At 49.2% G+C, this 23917-nt stretch carries 20 protein-coding genes and 2 tRNA genes; 17 read left to right on the top strand and 5 right to left on the bottom strand.

The genetic code is table 11. From position 1 onward, the window contains the following. Positions 1–7: 7 nt before the first annotated feature. From HVZ52_RS13760 to HVZ52_RS13725, 8 genes are all read left to right on the top strand, one after another. On the top strand, positions 8–1003 hold the full coding sequence (locus tag HVZ52_RS13760; protein WP_181599299.1) for a hypothetical protein: 996 nt from the start codon (positions 8–10) through the stop codon (positions 1001–1003). A gap of 139 nt (positions 1004–1142) precedes the next feature. Next, a complete protein-coding gene (locus HVZ52_RS13755; RefSeq protein WP_181598342.1) occupies positions 1143–2543 on the top strand; it encodes a hypothetical protein in 1401 nt (466 codons plus the stop codon). Next, positions 2536–3309, top strand: coding sequence for a chromosome partition protein MukE (locus HVZ52_RS13750; RefSeq protein WP_049270517.1), 774 nt, complete (start codon positions 2536–2538; stop codon positions 3307–3309). The genes HVZ52_RS13755 and HVZ52_RS13750 overlap by 8 nt, the downstream gene beginning before the upstream one ends. After that, positions 3306–7889, top strand: a complete 4584-nt coding sequence (mukB, locus tag HVZ52_RS13745; RefSeq protein WP_181598341.1) for a chromosome partition protein MukB — start codon at positions 3306–3308, stop codon at positions 7887–7889. Before HVZ52_RS13750 ends, mukB begins: the two co-directional genes overlap by 4 nt. Beyond that, positions 7889–8863 (top strand): DUF2220 family protein, encoded by a 975-nt coding sequence (locus tag HVZ52_RS13740; protein ID WP_137351926.1) that lies wholly within the window; start codon positions 7889–7891, stop codon positions 8861–8863. The genes mukB and HVZ52_RS13740 overlap by 1 nt, the downstream gene beginning before the upstream one ends. A 112-nt stretch (positions 8864–8975) precedes the next feature. Next, positions 8976–9290 carry a hypothetical protein gene (locus HVZ52_RS23050; protein ID WP_223949810.1) on the top strand — a complete coding sequence of 105 codons (315 nt, stop codon included), beginning with the start codon at positions 8976–8978 and terminating at the stop codon, positions 9288–9290. 201 nt (positions 9291–9491) lie between these two features. After that, positions 9492–9749, top strand: a complete 258-nt coding sequence (locus HVZ52_RS13730; protein WP_049270509.1) for an antitoxin — start codon at positions 9492–9494, stop codon at positions 9747–9749. Beyond that, the gene (locus HVZ52_RS13725; protein ID WP_049270508.1) at positions 9750–10082 is read left to right on the top strand and encodes a type II toxin-antitoxin system PemK/MazF family toxin; all 333 of its coding nucleotides are present in this window, start codon (positions 9750–9752) and stop codon (positions 10080–10082) included. Between the two features lie 72 nt (positions 10083–10154). Here HVZ52_RS13725 and HVZ52_RS13720 read toward each other — a convergent pair. Both HVZ52_RS13720 and HVZ52_RS13715 read right to left on the bottom strand, forming a co-directional pair. Further along, positions 10155–10230: transfer RNA gene (locus HVZ52_RS13720), tRNA-Asn, on the bottom strand. Positions 10231–10329: 99 nt separating this feature from the next. Beyond that, a complete protein-coding gene (locus HVZ52_RS13715) occupies positions 10330–11817 on the bottom strand; it encodes an EmmdR/YeeO family multidrug/toxin efflux MATE transporter (protein ID WP_287091592.1) in 1488 nt (495 codons plus the stop codon). A 160-nt stretch (positions 11818–11977) separates the two neighbouring features. Between HVZ52_RS13715 and HVZ52_RS13710 the strand changes: the two genes are divergently transcribed. Next, a tRNA-Asn gene (locus HVZ52_RS13710) sits at positions 11978–12053 on the top strand. Positions 12054–12151: 98 nt separating this feature from the next. Here the strand turns inward: HVZ52_RS13710 and fhuE are convergent. Next, positions 12152–14338, bottom strand: a complete 2187-nt coding sequence (gene fhuE / locus HVZ52_RS13705; RefSeq protein WP_181598339.1) for a ferric-rhodotorulic acid/ferric-coprogen receptor FhuE — start codon at positions 14336–14338, stop codon at positions 12152–12154. 347 nt (positions 14339–14685) lie between these two features. On the opposite strand from fhuE, the gene hinT reads away from it, so the two are divergent. The 8 genes from hinT to HVZ52_RS13665 all read left to right on the top strand — a co-directional run bounded on the left by hinT (position 14686) and on the right by HVZ52_RS13665 (position 20730). Further along, the gene (gene hinT / locus HVZ52_RS13700) at positions 14686–15045 is read left to right on the top strand and encodes a purine nucleoside phosphoramidase (protein ID WP_181598338.1); all 360 of its coding nucleotides are present in this window, start codon (positions 14686–14688) and stop codon (positions 15043–15045) included. Between the two features lie 2 nt (positions 15046–15047). Further along, on the top strand, positions 15048–15422 hold the full coding sequence (locus HVZ52_RS13695; protein WP_019076489.1) for a YcfL family protein: 375 nt from the start codon (positions 15048–15050) through the stop codon (positions 15420–15422). 13 nt (positions 15423–15435) lie between these two features. Further along, positions 15436–16077 carry a penicillin-binding protein activator LpoB gene (gene lpoB, locus HVZ52_RS13690; RefSeq protein ID WP_016152673.1) on the top strand — a complete coding sequence of 214 codons (642 nt, stop codon included), beginning with the start codon at positions 15436–15438 and terminating at the stop codon, positions 16075–16077. After that, positions 16058–16882, top strand: coding sequence for a thiamine kinase (gene thiK, locus HVZ52_RS13685; RefSeq protein ID WP_181598337.1), 825 nt, complete (start codon positions 16058–16060; stop codon positions 16880–16882). Before lpoB ends, thiK begins: the two co-directional genes overlap by 20 nt. Before the next feature lie 10 nt (positions 16883–16892). Next, positions 16893–17918, top strand: a complete 1026-nt coding sequence (gene nagZ / locus HVZ52_RS13680) for a beta-N-acetylhexosaminidase (RefSeq protein ID WP_016152675.1) — start codon at positions 16893–16895, stop codon at positions 17916–17918. A 21-nt stretch (positions 17919–17939) separates the two neighbouring features. Then, positions 17940–18482 carry an alpha/beta hydrolase YcfP gene (ycfP, locus tag HVZ52_RS13675; RefSeq protein ID WP_003030817.1) on the top strand — a complete coding sequence of 181 codons (543 nt, stop codon included), beginning with the start codon at positions 17940–17942 and terminating at the stop codon, positions 18480–18482. A gap of 236 nt (positions 18483–18718) precedes the next feature. Next, complete coding sequence (gene ndh, locus HVZ52_RS13670) at positions 18719–20023, top strand: NADH-quinone dehydrogenase (protein WP_016152676.1); 1305 nt, start codon at positions 18719–18721, stop codon at positions 20021–20023. A gap of 167 nt (positions 20024–20190) precedes the next feature. Further along, positions 20191–20730 carry a glycine zipper 2TM domain-containing protein gene (locus HVZ52_RS13665; RefSeq protein ID WP_032936150.1) on the top strand — a complete coding sequence of 180 codons (540 nt, stop codon included), beginning with the start codon at positions 20191–20193 and terminating at the stop codon, positions 20728–20730. Between the two features lie 58 nt (positions 20731–20788). On the opposite strand, the gene HVZ52_RS13660 is transcribed toward HVZ52_RS13665, so the two are convergent. Together HVZ52_RS13660 and comR are read right to left on the bottom strand one after the other, a co-directional pair. Further along, on the bottom strand, positions 20789–22969 hold the full coding sequence (locus HVZ52_RS13660) for a TonB-dependent siderophore receptor (RefSeq protein WP_019076496.1): 2181 nt from the start codon (positions 22967–22969) through the stop codon (positions 20789–20791). A gap of 255 nt (positions 22970–23224) precedes the next feature. Then, the gene (gene comR / locus HVZ52_RS13655; RefSeq protein ID WP_016156207.1) at positions 23225–23860 is read right to left on the bottom strand and encodes a TetR family copper-responsive transcriptional repressor ComR; all 636 of its coding nucleotides are present in this window, start codon (positions 23858–23860) and stop codon (positions 23225–23227) included. Between the last annotated feature and the right edge of the window lie 57 nt (positions 23861–23917).

Below are 23917 nucleotides of genomic sequence, written 5' to 3'. Positions count from 1 at the left end.
ATAAATGATGGAAGGCCAACTAATTTTCTGCCCGGACTCAATACTACGCTTTCGCTCTGACTATGATGAAACGACGGCCCTCCCGTTACTATCAATACAGCAAGCCATTTCAGACACCGATCCCTTTTTTCTTCTCAGGTTCTTTCGTCATACCGTGATGATTGAAGAAGGAACAACGCTGGCGAATATCTTTTTTGCGATTGAGCCGTGGAAAGAATTGCTAACCGCTTACTTGGAGCGGGATGTTGGGGCCTATATTGTCGAAGTAAGAAAACCATCTAAACCTACCACATGGGATCTTGAGTGGATTGGCATTGATCGCCGCAGCTCTGTTTACCGCGCATATCAGCATCAGGATATGGGAGACGGTGAGGATTTTACAGCCTGGTTCAACCGTGAGCGGATCCCCACTGACGAATTTGATATAGAAAGTAGCTGCGATGCTTCCGGTTTTATCAAAGGTGATAGAGAACGCTGGAGCCTTAGCGAAAATGTCCACGAAATTAAAAATCTGCCAGTGATCCTCTACAGCAAGCAAACGCTGATGACCTTACAGAAGGATGAGCTGCTAAGAGAAAGTGCCTCTGGGGTAAATAATGCCGATCGTAGCCGTTTTGTTTATGGGGATACCTCTTTTTCCTTCTATGAAGTAATGGAAGCGATCTTCATTAGTGATTTGTTCTTCCATAACCCAAGTACTGCGACAAACTGCTTTGACGGGTTAAAAAACAGTCTTGATGGACTGGAAAACGAGGCGTCGAAGGAGACTGAATCTGATCTTACCGACAGTGAAGAAGAGAAACCGCTAAAAGTAGAAGTTGCCGAAGGGGCTTTTGATTCCCTGATTACCCATATGGAGTCTGAAACCGAAAACTGGCAGCTGCTCAAGAAACAGTGCCAAAAAGAGGGTTCTTTGCCAGTCAGAATTGGGGGTATTACACCAGCAAAGCCGCCTGAGTTGCGATTGTGCGGAGAGATTTGCCGGGATAGCAGTGGCGTTTAAGTTGTTATCGATTTCTATAATGTTTTTGAGGAAGAGGTTGAATTTATGTCACTGTTTCAGCGAGAAAAAAGGATCTCCAGCTATTTATTTGATATAACAGCATGGAGACTGAACGAGAAAAGCCGAGGTGAGCTTTATCATGGACAATGTCGCACCTACACCGCAGCAGTTTACTAGCCCACTAAGCTGCATACTGTTAAAAATCAGTAAATACCAGCCGAATTTACATCTTACCCCTAATGAGTTTAGTTATCTGGCGGCGATGGCTATGTGGGGTATGGAGGAGTCAGGCGTCGAATCAAATAGTGAGCATTACTTGGTTCAATCCGGCTACGATGAGACGACATGTCACAGCATTATCCGTTATGTTGATGAAAGAATAAATGAAGACCCTAATACCTCCGATGTTCGGGTTAATAACTTTCTGAAACGAGCGCTGGAACAGGGATTGTTGTCACTGGCCGGAATGTCTGTCGCTGATGTTGGTGGAACATATCGTTTGACTCAGTTGGCACATTATTTGTTAAAACCATTCCAACAATCTGATGAATTAGAAGATAAAGAAACATTAAGTCAACGTTATCTGAGAATTGATCAGGAGCTCTCCAGTTTAAATGCTACCAGCGACGGAGAAAAAATTACTGACAGTGAATGGTTGGTGAAGGTAGAACTTTTTTTACCGAGTCTGAAAGATCTGCTGACGGGTGTTTTTAAAAATCAGGAATTCCTTATCTCTAAATTTCATTCAATGCGCTCTGAGATACAAACTGAAATTGGTATTTCTCTGGAAACAGAAATTCAGCAACTCCTGGAAATAATACGCACGCTGGCTGGTCAGATCAACGATTTGAGAATGTTAGTAATGAACCGTGCCGATGCGGTATTAATGCAACTGGAAATTTTGCAAAATACAGTCGTGCAAAAAGGTGGAGCTCAGCGATTAAAAAATACATTATCCTCTTTGTTTGGTTCATTAGTGGATGTTCGAGAATTTGCTAATCATTCTTTAAGGGATTTATCCGGATTCTTTAGCAGCGTGCTGGACCGTATACGCATCCGCATCGCGTTAGATCCCAATGCTAATCTGGGGTATTTAATCGATCGTACTATCGAGTTGTTTGGTCGGTCATCATGGTCGTTAGCATTACCTTCGACGGTTAAGCTAATGCAATTACGTGAATGGGACACACCTCCGCCTCCGGCGGATAACGCGTTATTTCTTGATGATAATGATAATGAAGAGCTAGTGCGGGAAATGCCTGCATTTCAGTTAGAGAGTTTCGCAAGGGAATTTGTTGAAAAGGCATTAAGTGATAATAAACCGGTGAGTAACGTTTCTGTCATCAGAAATATTTTAAGAAAATTCCCGTTCAATGAAACAGATCGACTTCGTTTGGCACAGTGTGCAATAAAGGAACTGATGAAACAGAGTAACAATATTAAGGATGATATCTCCCCGGAATGGGTTTTAATGGATGAGTCAGCAGAATATGAAATCGAAGAGCAATGGCTAATTTCACAAGGTGATCTCAATGACTGAGCTTGAATCTACAGAGGGTGATCAATTTAATACATTTATGGACGTGATGAAATCACCTCTATTCCCCGTTGTAGATTATAAATTACGTAGAGGGATTAATATATTACCTGCGGATTATATGCTGTATTCATTTGTTAATCAGGCATTTCATCCGCTTTGTGAATATTACGACTGTTTGTCTTTAACTTTATGCTTTTCCAATGAATCTGTTTATTATTTACTGCCTCAGCGTCGAGGGAAAATACCCTTGGAGCGATTTAATGAGTTACAGATGGTCACTGGTCTGATTATTGTAGCAATGGAACTCGAAAAACAGCTTAGTCAAAAAGAGTGGTTCACAACGAATCAATTACTGGAGCGAATGAGTAATCAATTATCTGAAACCAGACTGCTGGAGTTATTCCGCCGTCGCCCTGGTCAACAAACCCAATATGATTTATCTAAAATCCAGGATGAAATAAGGAAATCGCTCATAGTATTCGATCGCTATGCTTTTATTCAACTATCTAAGGATCGGCAATCCTTCCAGACAACACCCGCGATCTATCGTTTTATTGAACCGCTGCGAGGATTACAGCAAGAGTCAGAAATTCCACAACGCTTGGCTGAACTGATCCAGGAGGGTTATTTGGTCAATATTGATGAGGTCGCGCGGGATAGTGTAGATGAAGATTTGGCAGAGAGCGATCGTTTCTCTGCTGAAGAAGAAATGGATACAACGGGCGATTTATTTGCTTCCGGGACTCATGAAGGGGAACAATTGTGAACCACTACCCTCTGATACGTAGCCTTAGTATTGTCAACATTAATGGCATTATGGCCCGAACATTAAATCTGGTAAATCCTCACGCATTGCGCACGTCGCGACAGTATGGCGGTACCGTTTCATTGTTGGGCAATAATGGTGCGGGAAAAACGTCTTTGTTGGGCGCGTTTATGTTCAGCCAGATCCCTGATATTCGCTACATTAGCTTAGGGACTAAGGATGATTTCAAAGTTTCAACATCAATAAAAGACAGCGAAATGTTTCCACGCTTAGGGCAGCCCAGTATTGTTGCTCTGGAGATTGAGGCCCGAGGGACAGGCCACCGGCATCTGTACGTCGTCAGGGCTGAAAAAAAGACAGGAACAACATTAGATACCCAGCTATTTTGTTTGAAACTTCCCGATAACGTTAACCCACTGGATTGTTTACTTGATCGTAAAGGACAAGTGGCTCATCCGGTTACGACAGATCAGTTACGCGATAAAGCAGCACTATTAGGATGCGCTATTCAGACATTTAAAGACCCAAATGCCTACATGTTGGCACTGTTTCAGCATGGCATTTTACCCCGGGCCTGCCAGTCATCCGATGATAAATACCGTCTAGCCCAGATCCTTCATTCGGCAATGGCAGGGCGTCTGGATAAATCGATAGAAAAACACCTCAGCGCTTATTTAATGGCCCATACTCGCGGGAATATACATTCCGTAGTTAATATGGTGCATGAGTCCATGATCAAAGTCAGGCTTACGCAGCAAGACCTGCAAAATTATCAAAAGGATTATCAATTTTTTAATTCATTACTTACGTTGAGCTTATTATTTTCAGCCAATACGTGGTCAGTTATTGAGATAACACTGGCGATGAATGGTGAAGAGTGCACGACTATTCAAAGAGAAAAATATCGGATTGAACGTGAGCTGGAGAAAATTGAGGAAGCCCTGAGTACTCTCAGACACAAAGAAGATGCCATCAAATCAGACTGGTCAATAACGCAGCAACAGATTGAGGGTATTGAGCCCCGGTTGTTATATGCTCGTGACGGTAGGATTTACTTTGATCAACAGCAAAAAGCAATTGGCGAACTGAATAAACTTGAACCGCAGTTAGAGAGTGCGGAAGAAGCAAACAAACTCCAGCAAAGCATTGTTGATGAGCTGGAAAGAAAAAAAAGTGAGAATGAAGAAAGCCAGCTACGTACCGCCAAACAGTTATCTAATGTCGTTACGCGTTATGACATTGCTCAGAAAATGGCATCGCAATACAACCACGCAAAACAGCTCTATGATGAGATTAACCAATGGAATATGGCTTTTACGCTGTCCGGATTAACCACATTCATTGAACAGTTAGCGAATCAGGAAAAAGAGGTGGGGAATGCATTCAGTCATGCAACGCGTCAATTACGATCTCATCAGGATATCCTGAATGCTTATACTTTCGCTGCAAATAGTGCACGAAAATTGGGGGATGATATCTCTCCTCCAGACGCTCAGCGCTGGTTTATGGAAAAATGTGCTCAACTGGCAAAATGGCGTATCGAAGACGCTCAACTGGGTGGATGGCAGCAACATCAAAAGACGTTACAAAGCGATCATCAAAAACAGCGGCGACTTCAGCAACGGCTTCGTGATGCTGGCATGCTATCGTTACCATCGAGCGATGAGGATTTTGCGCAGCAACTGGCGATGCAACAAGAGCAAGAATTGCACTTAAATGAAAAAAAGGAACAATTAGCGCAACGTCAGACTGAAGTAGAGGAACAAATTAAGCAGCTTGATATCGATATTGCACGCTTTGAGCAACAGAGTCAGCAGTGGCACCAATATCAGCCATCGGTTAGCTATTTAAGCACTATTTTCCCTGATGATGATTTAACACCGCAACGCTGCGAGCAACTTATTCTTGACCATGCGTTACACATTAAATCACGTTGGCAGGTGGTCATTGGCTACGAAACGGAAATCAAACAGTGTCAGGTGCGTCGTGACAAGCTGAGTGGAAGAGAAGCCGGATGTCTTGAGTATTTACGGACTCTTGCCGCTAATGTATCGGGAATATCGGTTGCTGAACTGTACGCAGATATCGAAGTACATGACGCCGGATATTTTGAGGCGGCATTAGGGCCGTTAATGTTTGCCATACTTGTCAATGGTGATGTTGATGATGCTGTCAGACAATTGCTTACACAATACGATGAGCAATGGCCGCTTCCCGATGTTTTGTTGATCAGTGTAACCCAGCCTATAGACGTTTTACGCAACGAGCCGTTCGAGTCGGAGTTACTTTTTAAAGATATCACCAACGAATATAACACGGTGGAGAGTCTCCTCCCGCCCTGGTGTGTTATCGATGAACCGCGATACCGCCGTATCAGCCAGATACGCTCAGAGCCCGTATTAGGTGATAAAGCCCGCGAGGCGCTTATCCTTCAATTGGACCAACAGATTCAACAGGCAGAAGAAAAGAGCGCGACGCTGGAACGTGAGATTGAAGACGTTGAACGCCATAACGAACATCTTAAGGCCATTAGCGTGGCCCCCTCATTTATCTGGGGTGACGAACCGCCACTGGAGGATACTCGCCGACAGCGAAATCATCGTCATACCGCTCTGACTGATATTGAAGAAAAACACAGAATCGTGTCCAGTCAGTGGAAAAAAAGCCGGAGTCTCTTGCTGGCGCTACAGGAATGTGAGCCAGACAGTAAAATCCTGTTTCGGAATTTTCCTCAGGAGCTGGCCGGGATTGCAGATCAGATAAAGCGGGCTGAAGCTGCCGGACGTGATATTAAACGCTATCAGCCGTTAATTAATCAGATAGAAAAAGAGTATCCATTACTACGGGAAGAATACCCGGAGAATATAGCGCAAGTACGCCAACAGGTTGAGCAGAGCGAGAAAACCTGGCAAACCTCTGCAATGCGAGTTCGGTTAGTGAAAGAGTTAGACAGAGTGCGTGCTCACCTTAACCCGGAATATGTTAATGCTCAGAAAATACTGGAAGATGAAGCACAAGCACAAATCCTCTTATCTGGCGATCAGAAACGGCTGGAAAAGGATGGCGAACGGATCAAACAAGAACTCACAACTGCAAAAAATGAGTTAGCTGAAAATGATAAGTTTTACTCAGATCTGATATCCGCGATTACTCACCACCGCGAGAATCGTGATGAGGCTAAAAATAATCTGGATAATTTGCCATTTCCCTACACATTCGGCCTGGAAACTAAACTTGCCTCACAACTCACGCATTTACAGGGTCAACTTAAAAAACTGAATAATAATTTAGGAGAGTGCAATACAAAAACGACTGAAACTCATCAGCAACGCTCAAACGAAGAATTAAACCTGAAAAACCAGAATGATAAACTCACTGTCCTGACAGAAAAAATTGAACAGATAACTCAGCAGCGCAACGGAATTATAAGCGCATTAAAAACCGATGGCTCTTATGGTGAGCTGGAACCTGCAATGCGCGAGATGCTGGTAAATCGAAAAGCACTATCACCAGGAACGCCATTGCTGGTCGATCAATCATTGCTGGCTCAGTTGACCCGGCTAACTGTTGAATATTCAATTTCCTCAGCCGACCCCTTTATGCAGCAATTAGCGTGCTGCGGTCAGAGTACATCTGACATCGCTGAAGTCTGTGCCACGCTTTATAGCCACGCAGTGGCGCTGTTTCGCCGCCGTGCCCGTCAGGATATCCAGCGCACCACACAACCCCGGGAAATGCTACTGGCATTGTCTCAGGCGGCGAAAGATGCACAGATGATGCTGGCTGAAACCGAAGCCGCGTTCCAGATGCGTCGGGATGAACTGGCCGATGCGCTATCGCGACGGATTAACGATGAAAAAAGAGCGATAAGCCGGTTAAGTGCTGAACTTACCGGAATTGGCTTTGGGCAGGTTGCCAGCGTGCGTCTGGAAGCCAGAACAGTTAAACATTTTCAGGATACTCTGAACGCCCTGAAATCAGGCGGTTATGGTATGGACGATCTCTTTTCCACGGCAGGAACCGTTACTGAAGCGCTGGCTGGCCTGTATAAAAAAATCAATCAACATGAAATTGATGGTTCACATTTGCTGGATCACCGTAATTATCTGGATATAAAAACGCTAATACAGCGTCGTGGTGCAGAGCAGTTTGAGCCACTGAACGCTTCCAGCCTGTCAACCGGGGAACGAATCGGCTCCGGGCTGGCAGTGCTGATTGCCGTGCTCAGGCACTGGGGACGTAGCTCTCACGGCAATAAAGAGCCTTTCACTTTGCCGCTGGTGATGGACGAGGTTTCCCGTCTGGATGCCGCTTCTCAGGCGACAGTCCACGAACTGGCGGTAAGAACTGGCTGCCAGATGTTGGTTGCAGCTCCGGAAACGTTAGGGAAAATTACCGGAACCGGCTACCAGTTGGTGCGCATAGTCAGAACTGAGAACACGGGAGTCAACGGACAAAGTGTTACGCGCCATCAGGTGAAAATTACCGGCGTCCGTGACGCCCAGCAGTTGCCATTTGACGTTGATAGCTATCTGGCTACAGCAGAGAATGCTGAAAGTGACGAGGTGAAAACAATTTAATGCATAATGAACTGTTTCAGTTAGGTTTCCCGGTTAGTGAACTTGGCGATATTCTTCAGCAACTGAAAGAACGGCAAATGATGTCCGAAAATGCTAAGGAAAAATCGCTACGAAATTATCTGGCTGAACTGGGTATTATCATTCCTTCCACGCGCAATCGCTGGCGGTTAGTGGAAAGTGAACGTCTGGAAATTCTGCTCGCGCAGGTGAAGCAACAGATACAACAACAGATCATTGGCAGAAAAGAGCATCGTCCGGCTATCCCTCGCCGCATGCAGAGGATCCATCATAAATCAGCGTCAGCATGGCGAGGTAACAGTAAAGCAGGTCTGAGCCAACCCTTAGTCAAAGGGCAGGTCGTTACCTATGATGATGTCTTACGGCTTCGTAGCCAGGGGACGGAACTGCGGCTAACGTTTACCTGTAATAGCGGGGAAAATGTTTTGTTTGCAGATGATGAGAGTCGATGGCGTTCGGAGTGCTGTTTGCCAGAACGAATGCTACTTGATTTATTCTCTGTGAACATGAAATCTGCGCAACTGATCATGACCGTCGAGAATTTAGGTGCTTATGTTGATATGCCGCTTGTTGATGGTTTGATACTGATCTTTGCTCCTGGTCTGAACTATCTCCCCGCCTGCCGGTGGATTTCTCAGTATGGGCAGGATATACCCTGGGTACATTTTCCCGATCTTGATCCGAATGGTCTGACGATTGCTCGACAACTATCCCACTCATTGGCCCGACCCTGCCGGATCTGGTTACCGGACTTTTGGCCGTCAGCACACCAGGTTAATGACATGATTGGGGCTGGTAAACATGCCTGGGATTCCGCGCCGGATTGCCCTCAACTTACGCAATTAAGGCAGGAACAGCGCTGGATTGAACAGGAGGTGCTGGTTGTGGATTACCGTTGTATTGCAGCGATACAGAAGTTGATGGGTAATCCGATGGAAGAAACGGTAACAATATAAGTTACGAGGCGATTTAGCTGAACGGCGCTTTCCTATATCCTAAGAAAAATGCTTTAATTGTTAAGCTTATTTATTGATAATTTTATGAAAACCATCAAGTACAGGGTGGATTATGGCTCGACCACTAAGAAAATTAACCAGAGAAGGTGTGGTTTATGCTCGGCGAGAAATCGTTGAGGCCGAGATCAATGAACTTGAAAAGCTCAGTGATGATGATGTTGCAAGCAGAGGCGTTGTTTGGCCTAAAAACACCCCCGGTTTTATCTCGAGTGAAGCTTTACTTTATTTTGTACGAAATCCGGATACGGAATCTGCGCCGCATTTTGTTTATCTGATTTGTCATAATCCTTTGAACCGCAATAACAGTTTTCTATTATCGGCCTTCTTACCACGAACTAAGCTCCCGCCTGCACAAAATGCTTCATGACCTGAAAGAAGCGCCTGATGTATCAGGATGGTCGCCGTTTTACCGGTAATGCAGCCTTTGAAAACTGCCGGACCTGTCTTAGGACGGATTAAGGCCTCCTTTACGCTTAGCTACATTAAGGAAACCATAATGAATCTGGCTAAAAATTGCGCTCCGCCAACCATTGATGTTATATTAAAATATAATATCCGGAGGTGCTCTATGTATACCACTCGCCTGAAAAAGGTTGGCGGATCCGTCATGCTGGCGGTTCCTCCCGCCGTGTTGAAAACGCTGGCTCTGTCGACAGACAGCGAAGTGGGAATGACCATTGATAATGGCTGCCTGATTATTGAACCCCAGAAACGGCCCCGTTATTCGCTTGAGGAACTACTGGCGCAGTGCGATCCGCACGCCGAAATGAGTGAAGAGGAGCGGGAATGGATTGATGCGCCTGCGGTGGGCAAGGAGATCCTGTAAATGGACAGAGGGGAAATCTGGCTCGTCTCACTGGATCCTACAGCCGGACATGAACAAAGCGGAAAACGTCCGGTACTTATCGTTTCTCCGGCCTCATTTAATAAGTTCACCCGGCTACCCGTTGTCGTTCCCGTCACCAGCGGCGGAAACTTTGCCCGCGCAGCCGGTTTTACCGTCTCCCTGGACGGTGTGGGAACAAAAACAACGGGCGTTATTCGCTGCGACCAACCCAGAACGATTGATATGGGGGCCCGGAATGGTAAGCGTCTGGAACGTATACCCGAAGCTGTCGTAAATGAAGTGCTGGCCCGGCTGGAAGCCATTCTAAGCTGAGGCTTTCGGTGCGATTAACAAACGTAGAAAAGCAAAAACCCTGCTTAGTTTCCTAAGCAGGGTTCTTAAATATGGCTCCTCTGACTGGACTCGAACCAGTGACATACGGATTAACAGTCCGCCGTTCTACCGACTGAACTACAGAGGAATCGTGTGAACGAGGCGAATATTAGCGATGCCACTCAGCGTTGTCAAAGCCTGAATAGATAAATGCGATCGTTTGCTGAAATATTCCCCATTTCGCCGCTTATTCAGACGCAACCGGTTGTTTTATGCACTTTTCACGCTCGGGACGAGGGTATTTCCATAACCAGCGGCCTGTAACCATACGCCAGTAAAATAACGCGGCGCGCACGGCCCAGTCGAAGAACATCCCTAACCAAACGCCGACTACACCCCATCCTAATACAATTCCCAAGGTGTAACCCGCCACAACGCGACAGCCCCACATGCCCAACATCGATACCCACATCGCAAAACGCACATCACGTGCGCCCTTAAACCCTGATGGTAGCACCCAGGATGCCGCCCATATCGGCATAAACGCTGCATTGAGCCAAATTAGGATGACTATGACCTCTTTTACATCCTGATCGTGGGTATAAAATGAGGCCATAACGCCGGCAAAAGGGGCGGTTAGCCAGGCGATGGCGGTTAAGCCGATTGTTGAGAGCCAGAATATATGGCGTAACTGGATTTCCGCTTGGGCTATCTGACCATTTCCCAGACGCCTGCCGGTAATGATTGTCGACGCGGAGCCTAAAGCATTCCCCGGCAGGTTGATGAGTGCGGCGATGGAAAATGCAATGAAGTTTCCGGCGATTACGCTGGTTCCCATGCCGGAGACAAACATCTGCGTTAACAGTTTACCGCCATTAAATAGCACTGACTCAATACTTGCCGGAATACCGATCCCCATAACTTCCCAGATAATGGCGAGATTGAGCGGCTTAAAATAGCTTTTGAAGGGAATACGCAGCGCCGGATTAAAACCAATCATCAGCACCCAGATAATGGCGAACGCACCGATGTAGCGTGAAATGGTCAGCCCGAGTCCTGCCCCCACAAATCCCAGCCCTTGCCAGGAAAAGACCCCGTAGATCAGGATGCTGCTGATGATGATATTTAGGATATTCATACCGCCATTAATCAACAGCGGAATTTTGGTATTTCCGGCTCCGCGAAGTGCGCCGCTACCGATCAAAGCAATGGCTGCCGCCGGGTAGCTGAGCACCGTTAGCTCCAGATAGTTGAGTGCCAAGGCCTTAACATCGGGGGTTGCTTCACCGGCGACAACGTCAATAATCTGTTCACCAAAATAGTGAATGACCGCTGCCAGCACTGTAGCAAAAATCGTCATGATCACCAGCGATTGTCTGGCTGCTGCCCTTGCCCGTCGACGATCTCGTTTTCCCAGGCTAAATGCTACCACCACCGTGGTTCCCAGATCGATGGCGGCAAAAAACGCCATGATGACCATATTGAAACTGTCGGCGAGACCAACGCCAGCCATTGCTTCTTTTCCCAACCAGCTAACAAGGAAGGTACTCAGTACGCCCATCAACAGCACACAGGTGTTTTCCAGAAAAATGGGGACAGCAAGCGGAGTGATTTCGCGCCAAAAGAGAACCTTATAACTCTTGCGTTTGGCATACCAGGGCGTGCGGGAAGCGACCTGGCGTAAGGCAGCGGAGACGTTCAAAGTGGACCTTAAAGAAGAAAGTTGAAACCTCATTTCAAATGATGAGGGAGAAACCAAAAAGCTGCAAAGTTTTTTCCATTTAAAATGTCTGGAAATGCAACAAACTGTCGAGAGAAGCATCAATTGAAACTTATTCGGGGAAATGGGGTTTGACAAAAATTTTTTCGCCGCTAAGATAAGCCTCCACAACGATTCCTCTGTAGTTCAGTCGGTAGAACGGCGGACTGTTAATCCGTATGTCACTGGTTCGAGTCCAGTCAGAGGAGCCATATTTAAGAAGCCCGCTTAAGGAAACTTAAGCGGGCTTTTTGTTTTCTCAGTCCAGTGGATCCACCTGACGAGCAGGTGGAGCGTGATGTGTTTCGAATCAGAACTGATAGCTGGCGGTGACGCTGACGTTGCGCGGCTCGCCATAGACGATAGATCCGTCGACATTGGTGTCGTAGGTTTTATCGAACAGGTTATTGAGGTTACCCTGCACAGAGAAGTTTTTCGTCACCTGATAGCGAGTGAATAAATCGACGAGGGCGTAGCTTCCCTGTTCCGCGCGGAATGTGCCATACGGCGTGACCGTATCGCTATAAACACGATTCTGCCAGTTAACCCCACCACCCACGGTCAGTTCCGGCATGGCTGGCAGGCGATAACGGGTAAAGAGTTTTACTGTGGTACGCGGTAGGTTCGGGTTTACCGCATTGCCTTCGTTGTCTTCAGCAACATAGCGTGTCGCGCCGAACGTCATCTGCCAGTTATCGGTGATCGCACCGTTAACTTCGAATTCGACCCCTTTGCTGACCGTTCCATCCATCGCTCTATAGGCCGTGTCGCCATTGCTACCGGCAATTGGTACGCCGGTTGATTGGCCCACGTTATCCTGTTCAATGCGGAACACCGCGAGGGTGGTGGTTAAACGGCTGTTCATCCAGTCGGACTTCAGGCCAAGTTCATAGTTATTGCCGGTAATTGGGGAAAGATATTTACCGGAACTGTCGCGCTTGTTCTGCGGCTGAAAGATTGAGGTATAGCTGGCGTACGTAGACCAGTTATCGTCAATGTCATACACCAGGCCCGCATACGGCGTGGTGTGGTTTTGTTCCATGCTGTAGGCGAGGGTGTCGATACGCCAGTTGGTATAACGCGCGCCGACAATCAAATGCAGTGGGTCGGCCAGCGAAATACGTGTTGCGGCGTAGAGCGATTTCATGTGCGTGGTATCGTCCTGGGCCAATGACTGCGGGTTCCAGTTGGTTTCCGGGAAGTTACCATCGAAGGTATAGAAACTGCCGATTTCGTTGGGGAATACGTTCGCCCACGCGCTTTCGTAACGGTTATTCTGTTTGCTGTAGCTGCCGCCCAGCATCAGATTATGCTGACGACCAAACAGGTCGTAACCGCCGTCGGCGAACAGATCGACGGCATCTACCTTACGCTTGCCGCTGTTCCAGCCGGTACCTCCGACGTAGTCATAGCCCGGACCATAGCTGCCATACGGGCCAATCAGCGTACCATCGGCTTTATTGACATAGGCATCGACGTACATCATTTTACTGTCGAACTTGACCTCGGAGTGGGTGGCATTCATGGTCGCCTGCCAGGTATCGGCAAAACGTTGCTTGATGGTGACAAACACTTTGTTGAAGTCTTTATCGTTGTACGCCCAGTCCGGCGCAGTGCTGCGCGAGCGGTCATAGCTGTTTTTGCTGCCGTCGGTATTCCAGCGCGGCAATCCACCCCATGTTGGACTGTTGATATCAATGCGCTGGTATTCATAACCCGCAGACAGGCTGGTGGTGTCGCCCAGATCGGCATCGACAATCCCGGAGAAGAACATTTTTTCGCTATTGTAGCGATCAAGCCAGGCGTCGTTATTCTGGTAGCCTGCCACGATGCGCCCGCGCACGTTGCCCTCTGCCGTGAGCGGGCTTTGCAGATCGGTCACATATCGTTGTTTATTCCAACTGCCATATTCCGCAGAAACATTACCGGTGAACTCGCGGCTGGTGGCATGCTTACGGATCATATTAATCGACGCTGAGGGGTTACCCGTCCCGGTCATTAGCCCGTTTGCGCCACGGACCACTTCGACACGCTCAAAAAGGGCCGTGTCGGAAAGGGCATCACCGAGATTCCAGCGGGATTCAAAATAGGTCGGAATCCCATCGACCATGTAGTTATCAATCTGAAATCCGCGAGAGTAATAGCTACTGCGATCTGAATCCGCCTGACTTCTGCTTATCCCCAACGTGTTGTCCATCACATCGCCCAGCGTTTGCAGTTGCTGATCTTCCATGCGCTGCTGACTGATAATGCTGACCGATTGCGGAATATCGCGCTGCGTCATCTGCATTTTGGTGCCAGCAGTCGTTGATTTAACGCTGTAATCCTGCTCCTCGCTGGATGTGGCTGGAGCAGAGCCCTCAACGATAACCGTCTCTTCAGCAGGGGCTGCGAGGCTGGTGGAAGGCAATAGTGCTAACGTGATGCAGGCTGCCAGTACAGAAGGGGCAAGCCCCGATTGGCGCTGGTCATCCCCGTTGAGTGTTGTGAAAGACATCGAAAAGTCCTTGATAATTATTAATATTAAGTTCGAATCACTGAGGTTGCGATGAACTTTTTGGTTGTAAATTATTAAGTTTGTATTGAATGCAAATACGAAATATACGCATTCACATTCAATGTGTAAACAGATGCTACGGCATAAATGAAATGTTGTTTCAGTACTATGCTTAAGCAATAGCGACGGGAAATGGTTATAAGAACAACAGTGGCAGGGCTTTTTGCTTAAAAAATCGAGGGTTAAAGTTGAAAGAGCGTGAGTAACTCGCTCATACTCTATACTCGCAGAGTGACCCGGCGTAGCATGGCATAACGCTTGGGCTGTTAATGAAAAAGGAAAACGTCGTGGCAGAAGAAACTATATTCAGCAAAATTATCCGTCGTGAAATTCCGTCAGATATCGTGTACCAGGATGAACTGGTCACTGCGTTTCGTGATATTTCCCCTCAGGCACCTACGCACATTCTGATCATTCCTAACGTCCTGATCCCGACCGTCAACGATGTGACGGCGGAAAACGAGCAGGCGTTGGGTCGCATGATCACCGTAGCGGCGAAAATCGCCGAGCAGGAAGGCATTGCTGCGGATGGGTATCGTTTAATTATGAATACCAATCGTCACGGCGGTCAGGAGGTGTATCACATTCATATGCACCTGCTGGGTGGACGTGCGCTGGGTCCAATGCTTGCGCATAAAGGTCTGTAAGCATGACCAGAGGATGCATTGCACTTTCACTGAGCTTGCTGCTACTGGCTGGCTGTCGGGCACATCCTGAAATTCCGGTAAGTGATGAACAGTCGCTGGTGATGGAATCAACGATTCTGGCGTCGGGCATTACAGCAGAACAGCCGACGTTAACCACGTCTGATATTCAGGCCTCAGCATCCTCGCGACTTTATAACGAAAGACAAGAACCCGTTACCGTTCATTATCGGTTTTACTGGTATGACGCCAGAGGACTGGAAATGCATCCTCTGGAAGCGCCACGCAGCGTGACTATCCCGGCTCATTCGTCGGTGACGCTGTACGGCAGCGCCAATTTTCTGGGGGCGCACAAGGTTAGACTTTATCTTTATTTGTAAGGGGTGAATCTTGATGATCAAAATGAATCGCTACGCACTGATTGCCGCGCTGGCGATGTTTCTCTCTGGCTGTGTGGCGCAACGTGAGCCCGCCCCCGTAGAGGAAGTGAAGCCGGTGCCGGAACAGCCCGCGCAGCCGCAACAGCCGGTGCCGGTTGTACCAACGGTGCCAAGCATACCGCAGCAGCCGGGTCCGATTGAGCACGAGGACCAAACGGCGCAGCCGACGCCACGTCAACGTCACTATGACTGGAACGGGGCTATGCAGCCGATGGTCGGTAAAATGCTGCAGGCTGACGGCGTCAAAGCGGGAGGCGTTCTGCTGGTTGATAGCGTGAATAACCGGACCAACGGCTCGTTGAACGCCGGTGAAGCCACCGAGACCTTGAGGAACGCGCTGGCGAATAACGGCAAGTTTACCCTGGTTTCCGCCCAGCAGTTGGCTGTCGCCAAACAGCAGTTAGGTCTGTCGCCGAACGACAGTCTGGGAACGCGCAGCAAAGCGATTGGTATCGCCCGTAACGTTGGCGCACAGTATGTGCTCTATTCCAGCGCCTCCGGCAACGTCAATTCGCCGGCGCTGCAAATGCAATTAATGCTGGTACAAACTGGCGAGATAATCTGGTCAGGTAAAGGTGCCGTACAGCAACAATAACCGGCTAACGCGCGACGAGGTGTTGTCGCGCTATTTCCCGCAGTATCATCCCGTCGTAGCCAACCAGAGCGGCCTGAGCGGCGGGAGCTGCATCATCGAACACGATACCCACCGCTTAGTGTTGCGCTGTCATCACGACCCTGACGCGCCGGAATCGCATTTCTTACGCCACTATCGCGCGTTAAAGCACCTGCCTGAAAGCCTTGCGCCGCGCCCCCGCTTTTATATACGTGGGTGGATGGCGGTCGACTTTTTTCTCGGTAAGGTAGAATCCAGATTGCCGGACGCCGACGAACTCGCTGGCTTATTGTATCATCTGCACCAACAACCCCAATTGGGCTGGCGAATCAGTCTGCTGCCGCTACTCGAACAGTACTGGCAGTGTGGCGATCCGGCGCGTCGCACGCCATGCTGGTTGCGAGCGTTGAAGCGACTCAGGAAAAGCGGTGAGCCTCGACCTTTGCGTCTGGGGCCTCTGCATATGGATGTCCACGGTGACAACATCGTACGTACAGCATCAGGGCTGCGGCTGATTGACTGGGAATATGCCGGAGACGGTGATATCGCTCTGGAGCTGGCGGCGGTTTGGGTCAACGACGAATCTCAGCACCAACGGCTGGTTAGCGCCTACGCCCAACGAGTGCACATTGAACAAAACGCGCTGTGGCGGCAGGTCAGACGATGGCGGCCCTGGGTCATAATGCTGAAAGCGGGGTGGTTTGAGTATCGCTGGCGACAAACCGGCGATCGACAATTTATCAGGCTGGCCGATGAAACCTGGCGGCAGCTAATAATGAAAGGATAAGGAGAGCAGTGTGGGCCCAGTAATGTTGGATGTCGAAGGGTATGAGCTGGACGCTGAAGAGCGTGAGATTCTGGCGCATCCGCTGGTAGGTGGGTTGATCCTCTTTACCCGAAATTATCATGACCCGGAACAGTTGCGTGAATTAGTGCGCCAGATTCGCGCGGCATCACGCAATCATCTGGTGGTGGCGGTAGATCAGGAAGGCGGCAGGGTACAGCGTTTTCGCGAAGGATTTACGCGTCTGCCCGCGGCCCAATCCTTTGCTGCGCTGCACGGTCTGGAAGACGGCGGCAATCTGGCTCAGGACGCCGGATGGCTAATGGCCAGCGAAATGATCGCAATGGATATAGATATCAGTTTTGCGCCGGTGCTGGATGTGGGGCATATCAGCGCGGCGATTGGGGAACGCTCTTACCATGCCGATCCGCGGAAAGCGCTGGCTATGGCGACCCGCTTCATTGACGGTATGCATGCTGCTGGCATGAAAACTACCGGTAAACATTTCCCCGGGCATGGGGCTGTGACGGCGGATTCGCATAAAGAAACCCCAACCGATCCACGTTCAGAAGCCGAAATTCGTGCAAAAGATATGTCCGTGTTCCAGACATTGATTACGGAAAACAAACTCGATGCCATTATGCCTGCGCATGTCATCTACAGTGACGTGGACCCGCGTCCGGCGAGCGGTTCGCCACACTGGCTGAAAACGGTGCTGCGTCAGGAGCTTGGTTTCGATGGCGTCATTTTCTCCGATGATTTGTCGATGGAAGGGGCGGCGATTATGGGAAGCTATGCGGAGCGTGGTCAGGCATCGCTGGATGCGGGTTGCGATATGATCCTGGTCTGCAATAATCGTAAAGGCGCGGTCAGTGTGTTAGATAATCTGTCGCCGATCAATGCAGAACGTGTTACACGTTTGTATCATAAAGGTTCATTTTCACGTCAGGAACTGATGGACTCGGCACGCTGGAAGACGGTAAGCGCCCAGCTCAACCAGCTTCATGAGCGCTGGCAGGAAGAGAAAGCAGGTCATTAACGCAAGTTTGGCGAGGATGCGATGATTATCTATTTACACGGTTTTGACTCTAACAGCCCGGGCAACCACGAAAAGGTGTTGCAGCTGCAGTTCATCGACCCGGATGTCAGGCTGATTAGCTACAGTACACGGCATCCTAAACATGACATGCAGCATCTACTGAAAGAAGTGGACAAAATGCTGCAGCTTAATGTGGACGACCGTCCGCTGATTTGTGGCGTGGGGCTCGGGGGATATTGGGCTGAACGGATTGGTTTTCTGTGTGATATTCGTCAGGTAGTGTTTAATCCCAACCTGTTCCCGTATGAGAACATGGAAGGAAAAATCGACAGGCCTGAAGAGTATGCCGATATCGCGACAAAATGCGTGACCAATTTCCGCGAAAAGAATCGCGATCGCTGCCTGGTGATCCTGTCACGTCATGATGAAGCGCTCAATAGTCAGCGTTCGTCAGAAGAGCTGCATCATTTTTACGAGATAGTCTGGGACGAAGAGCAGACGCACAAGTTTAAGAATATCTCCCCGCATTTGCAGCGCATCAAAGCGTTCAAGACGTTAGGTTAATCCTCAATGAACGTGTAAAAAACCAGCCTTCGGGCTGGTTTTTTTGTTCTTAAAGTTCGTGTTGTCTATCTTTTCAGCATCAAAACTTGATACACATCAATTTTGGTATGACCAATGCACCGTTCGTGTTATTCTCACTCTCGAAGAACATTTTCATTATCGTAACTTGTTGTTAATTAAAGGCTATGCCTATAACTTTTAGTTAACAATTGGTTAATAAATTTAAGGGGGTCACGTTGACTACACCATTAAAAAGAATCGTGATTGTCGGCGGCGGTGCTGGCGGACTGGAAATGGCGACTCAACTGGGTAAAAAGCTGGGGCGCAAGAAAAAGGCCAAAATCACGCTGGTGGACAGAAACCACAGCCATTTATGGAAACCGTTACTGCATGAAGTCGCGACGGGTTCCCTGGACGAAGGCGTGGATGCGCTGAGCTATCTGGCGCATGCCCGTAACCACGGTTTCCAGTTTCAGTTAGGTTCGGTGGTGGATATCGATCGCGAAGCGAAAACCATTACTCTTGCCGAGCTGCGCGATGAGAAGGGTGAGCTGCTGGTTCCTGAGCGCAAAGTCCCGTATGACACGCTGGTGATGGCGTTGGGCAGTACCTCCAACGATTTCAATACGCCGGGCGTCAAAGAAAACTGCATTTTCCTGGATAACCCGCATCAGGCGCGTCGTTTCCACCAGGAGATGCTGAATCTGTTCCTGAAGTATTCCGCGAATCTGGGCGCTAACGGCAAAGTAAATATCGCCATTGTCGGCGGCGGTGCGACGGGGGTTGAACTCTCAGCCGAGCTGCACAATGCGGTAAAACAGCTGCACAGCTATGGTTACAAAGGGCTGACCAACGAAGCGCTGAACGTTACGCTGGTAGAAGCCGGTGAGCGTATTCTGCCTGCGTTGCCGCCGCGTATTTCCAGTGCTGCGCATAATGAGTTAACCAAACTGGGCGTACGCGTACTGACCCAGACGATGGTAACCAGCGCTGATGAAGGCGGACTGCATACCAAGGATGGCGAGTACATTGAAGCCGATCTGATGGTGTGGGCTGCGGGGATCAAGGCGCCAGACTTTATGAAAGACATTGGCGGTCTGGAAACCAATCGTATTAACCAACTGGTGGTTGAGCCGACTCTGCAGACCACGCGCGATCCCGACGTGTACGCGATTGGCGACTGCGCTTCCTGCGCTCGCCCGGAAGGTGGTTTTGTGCCGCCGCGCGCTCAGGCTGCGCACCAGATGGCAAGCTGCGCAATGAACAACATTTTGGCGCAGATGAACGGCAAGCCGCTGAAAGCGTATCAGTACAAAGACCACGGCTCTCTGGTTTCACTTTCTAACTTCTCTACCGTGGGTAGCCTGATGGGCAACTTGACCCGTGGTTCGATGATGGTAGAAGGGCGTATTGCGCGCTTTGTGTACATCTCACTGTACCGCATGCACCAGATTGCTCTGCACGGTTACTTTAAAACCGGTCTGATGATGCTGGTTGGCAGCATTAACCGGGTGATCCGCCCGCGTCTGAAACTGCATTAATACAGCTTATGGCGTCGGATGATTGTACTTATCCGGCGCCTTCCTTCAGAGTTCTCCGAATCATCCTGCCTTCGCTCCTCCTCGTGCTATTTTCATCCGTAATCTGATTGGCATTCCTTACCTTCTGTTGCAAAGTTGTTGCTAATAGCAAAAAAGGAGGAAGTCCCGTGAATAAATCTATGTTGGCGGGTATAGGGATTGGCGTAGCTGCTGCGCTGGGTGTTGCAGCGGTGGCCAGTCTTAACGTTTTTGAGCGTGGCCCACAGTATGCACAAGTTGTCTCTGCAACACCGATTAAAGAGTCGGTAAAAACACCGCGCCAGGAGTGTCGGAACGTGACGGTCACACACCGTAAGCCGGTACAAGATGAAAACCGTATCGCGGGTTCCGTGCTGGGTGCGGTTGCTGGTGGCGTTATCGGCCATCAGTTTGGCGGCGGACGCGGTAAAGATATTGCTACCGTGGCCGGTGCTTTAGGCGGCGGTTATGCAGGTAACCAGATCCAGGGTTCGATGCAGGAAAATGATACGTACACCACTACGCAGCAGCGTTGTAAAACGGTGTATGACAAATCTGAAAAAATGCTGGGCTACGACGTGACGTACAAAATTGGCGATCAGCAGGGGAAAATCCGTATGGATAAGGACCCCGGCGCGCAAATTCCGTTGGATAACAACGGACAGTTGATACTAAATAACAAAGCGTAAAATAGCATTATCCTGAACATTAGCCCCCCATTCGCTCAGGCTGGGGGGGCTTTTTTTATCAGAAGGTTAAGGCGTAGTTCAGACCAAAGGTGCGGCCCCGGCCTTTGTATTCATACAGTGACGGGCTACCGTAGGTTGGGCTGTACAGCAGTGGCGCACGTTGTCCCCACAGCGTGGTGTACTCTTCATTCAGCAGGTTTTCTACGCTAAAGGTCAGTTTACCCAACGGGAGCTGATAGCTGCCGATAAAGTCCATCGTGTTATAGCCGTCCAGCTTATTGCCGCTGGCGTCCGTCAGATCAAATGTTTGCTGGCTCTGTACGCGCAATGTCCACGGTTCAGGTGCCCAGCCGACCCACGCGGTGGCTTTGGACGGGGAAGCCAGGGTGACATCCCATTTCTGCCACTTACCGTTTTGCTTCACTTCCGATTTAATGACGTTGAAGTTGCCGCCCAGACTCCAGTCCGTATCCGCAATGAAATAATCCACCGCACCTTCAAGGCCATAAATACGGCGATCGTCGGGCTGGACGTTAATGGTCATATCGCTGCGATTGATAACGATCGATTTATCCGAAGTGGAGTAGTAAGCGGCCAACTGCGTGCGCAGACTGTCGCCAGTGTAGCGCCATCCCAGTTCGTAGGAGTTAACTTTAATCCCCTCCAGGCGTGAATCCGCCACGTTGACGCTGCGTTGGAGCTGGTAATGATCGCCAACCAGGGAATAGGTGCCGTTACCGTAATATTTCCCCGGGTCCGGAAGCTCCACGCCCTGAGAGAAGTTAAACCACGTCTGCTGACGGTCGGTCAGGTGGGCGAGAATACCGGCGTTAAACAGGAAATTATCGTAATCGGTTTTACCGCCAGGAATGGTATCGGCGGAGTTTGCCAGGCCGGTGGCAATTCCCTGTTGTTGGGCATAACCAACGAAATCATCCACCCTGTTTTCGGTCCATTGATAGCGCACACCGCCGCTGAGGGTAAAGATGTCGTTAATGTCATAGCTGTTCTGCAGGAAAGGCGCGAAGTTGGTGATGCTGTAACCGGGGTAACGCCCGGTGGTATAAGCGGTTCGGTTGTCCATACCGCCGGAGGGCAGGGACCAGGCCAGATCGAAGAATTTCTGATTGGAATCGAAGGTTTCGTGATCGGCATCGACACCCCACGTCAGCTCCCAGTTGTCCATCAGCTGGCTGTTGAGGGTGATTTTGGCACCAAACTGGTCTGTGTCCTGCTGCGATGCGGAGAAACTGGTGACCTTGCCTTTGCTCAGCGTAGGGAAGGGGTAGAATTTCAGCGATTCGTCACGGTAATAGATTTGGCTGACCAGGTTCTGGCCGAAGAAATCCGCGTCTGAATACTGCAGGCTGATCAGATGACGCTCGGTGCCGGGAATACGATCGGAATTCAGTCCGCTGCTGGTATAAGCCTTACCGTTTCCCGTCACTGCGGACATGTTCTCGCCAAGATCCAGTCCGTAATCGTCATCCCCCTGGCTCTTATAATACTGCGTAACCAGTTGTAACTGACGGTTGTCGTCAAGCTCAATCGTCCCGGTGCCCATCACGTCCAGACGATCGGAGTGTTGCAGGCCAGTTTGGGTGTTATCCAGCAGCAGGGCATCGTGATTGCCGTCATACCAGCCGCCAAACCGTTGATACGCGACGGACATACGCCCGGAAGCGCGATCGGTTCCTCCGCTCACCGCTGCGGCAACGCGTTCATCATGATCGTTACTGTTATTGAAGCCGCTTTTACTCCCCAGTTCGAGTTCTACTTCACGCTCCGGCTGGCCTTTTTTGGTGACAATGTTGATTAACCCACCGGTACTGCCGCCGCCATACAGTGAGGTAGCGCCTGAGATGACTTCAATGTGTGCGATGTTAAACGGATCAATAGAATCAAGTTGACGACTGTCAGTACGCGAGGAGTTCAGACGGACACCATCTATCAGTACTACGATGGCACGACCGCGCATATTCATGCCGTAGTTTGTGCGCCCCTGGCTGCTGACATCGATTCCTGGGATTAACTGAGCAAGAACATCTTTGAACTCTTTCCCCCCCTGAACCTGCTGTTCAATCTCGCTTCCTTCAATAACCCAGGTCGTTTGTGCCATTTCTGCCACGGTGCGTTGACTACGGTTGGCACTGACGATGAGGTTATCTTCCTCAGCCGCGATGGCTGGGAGAGTTAAAGACAACAGGAGAGGATTGAGCACCCAGAGACGCTTATGCATTTGTATTCCTTTTAAAAAAGAGTCGATCTGTTTTTGTTATGGCGGTAGAGAAACCGATGGTTACATTGTGAAACCGGCGTTAAAACAAATGCGAATATTGCTGATAATAATTGTTGTTATCAATACATTTTACAAAAAATGATCGGATAAGATGATGAAAACACTGAATAATGTAGGGGTAATCCGCGGAAATCTAACCGGGGGCTTAATCAGCTCCCGGTGGTGTCAGTACTGCGGGGAAATAGCGGGAAAGGGTTAAACTTTGATAAGTTCAGGCCACAGTCGCAGAGTCGTGTGTGCGATCTGCATCAGTTTTTCAAACGTTGCGCCTTCACGGGCGCTGATCGACATACCCTGTAAAATACAGTTCAGGTATTCGGCCAGTTTTTGTACATCGCAATGGGCCGGAATTTCGCCTCGTTGCTGGCGCTGGTGAAGGAACTGGGTAAGCGTCTGTTCCTGCATGGCATGGCGGGATTTCACCGTGTGCGCAATATCCCGGGAAGAGGCCGCCAGTGTCGCGGAAGTGTTAATCATGAAACATCCCGCCGGGGTGTCTTTACTGGTAAAGCAGGTCGCTATTGCGGTGAAATAGTCTTCCAGCGCGCACTCAAGACTTTTTTCTTCACAAAATAACTGGGCTTCATGTTTCGCCGCGAAGCGGGTGATGTAGCGGTCCAGTACGGCACGAAACAACCCCTCTTTATTGGTGAACTCCGCATACAGCGTGGGCGCTTTTGCGCCGGTTGCTTCTACCAGATCGGCGAGCGATGTCGCTTCATACCCGTGCTGCCAGAAGAGTGTCATGGCCTTATCAAGCGCGGCTTCCCTGTCGAACACTTTTGGTCGGCCACGGCTTTTTTTAGCACAACCTGTCATTTCAGTTGTCATGGTGCCGATGTACCTTTGTTGGGTTTATTGAATAACCATTATAAAAATATTCGACTG

The organism is Citrobacter sp. RHB36-C18 (assembly GCF_013814485.1).
Lineage (GTDB): Bacteria > Pseudomonadota > Gammaproteobacteria > Enterobacterales > Enterobacteriaceae > Citrobacter > Citrobacter braakii.
The sequence above is the reverse complement of the archived record's forward strand: the minus strand, read 5'-3'. Positions and strand labels throughout refer to the sequence as shown.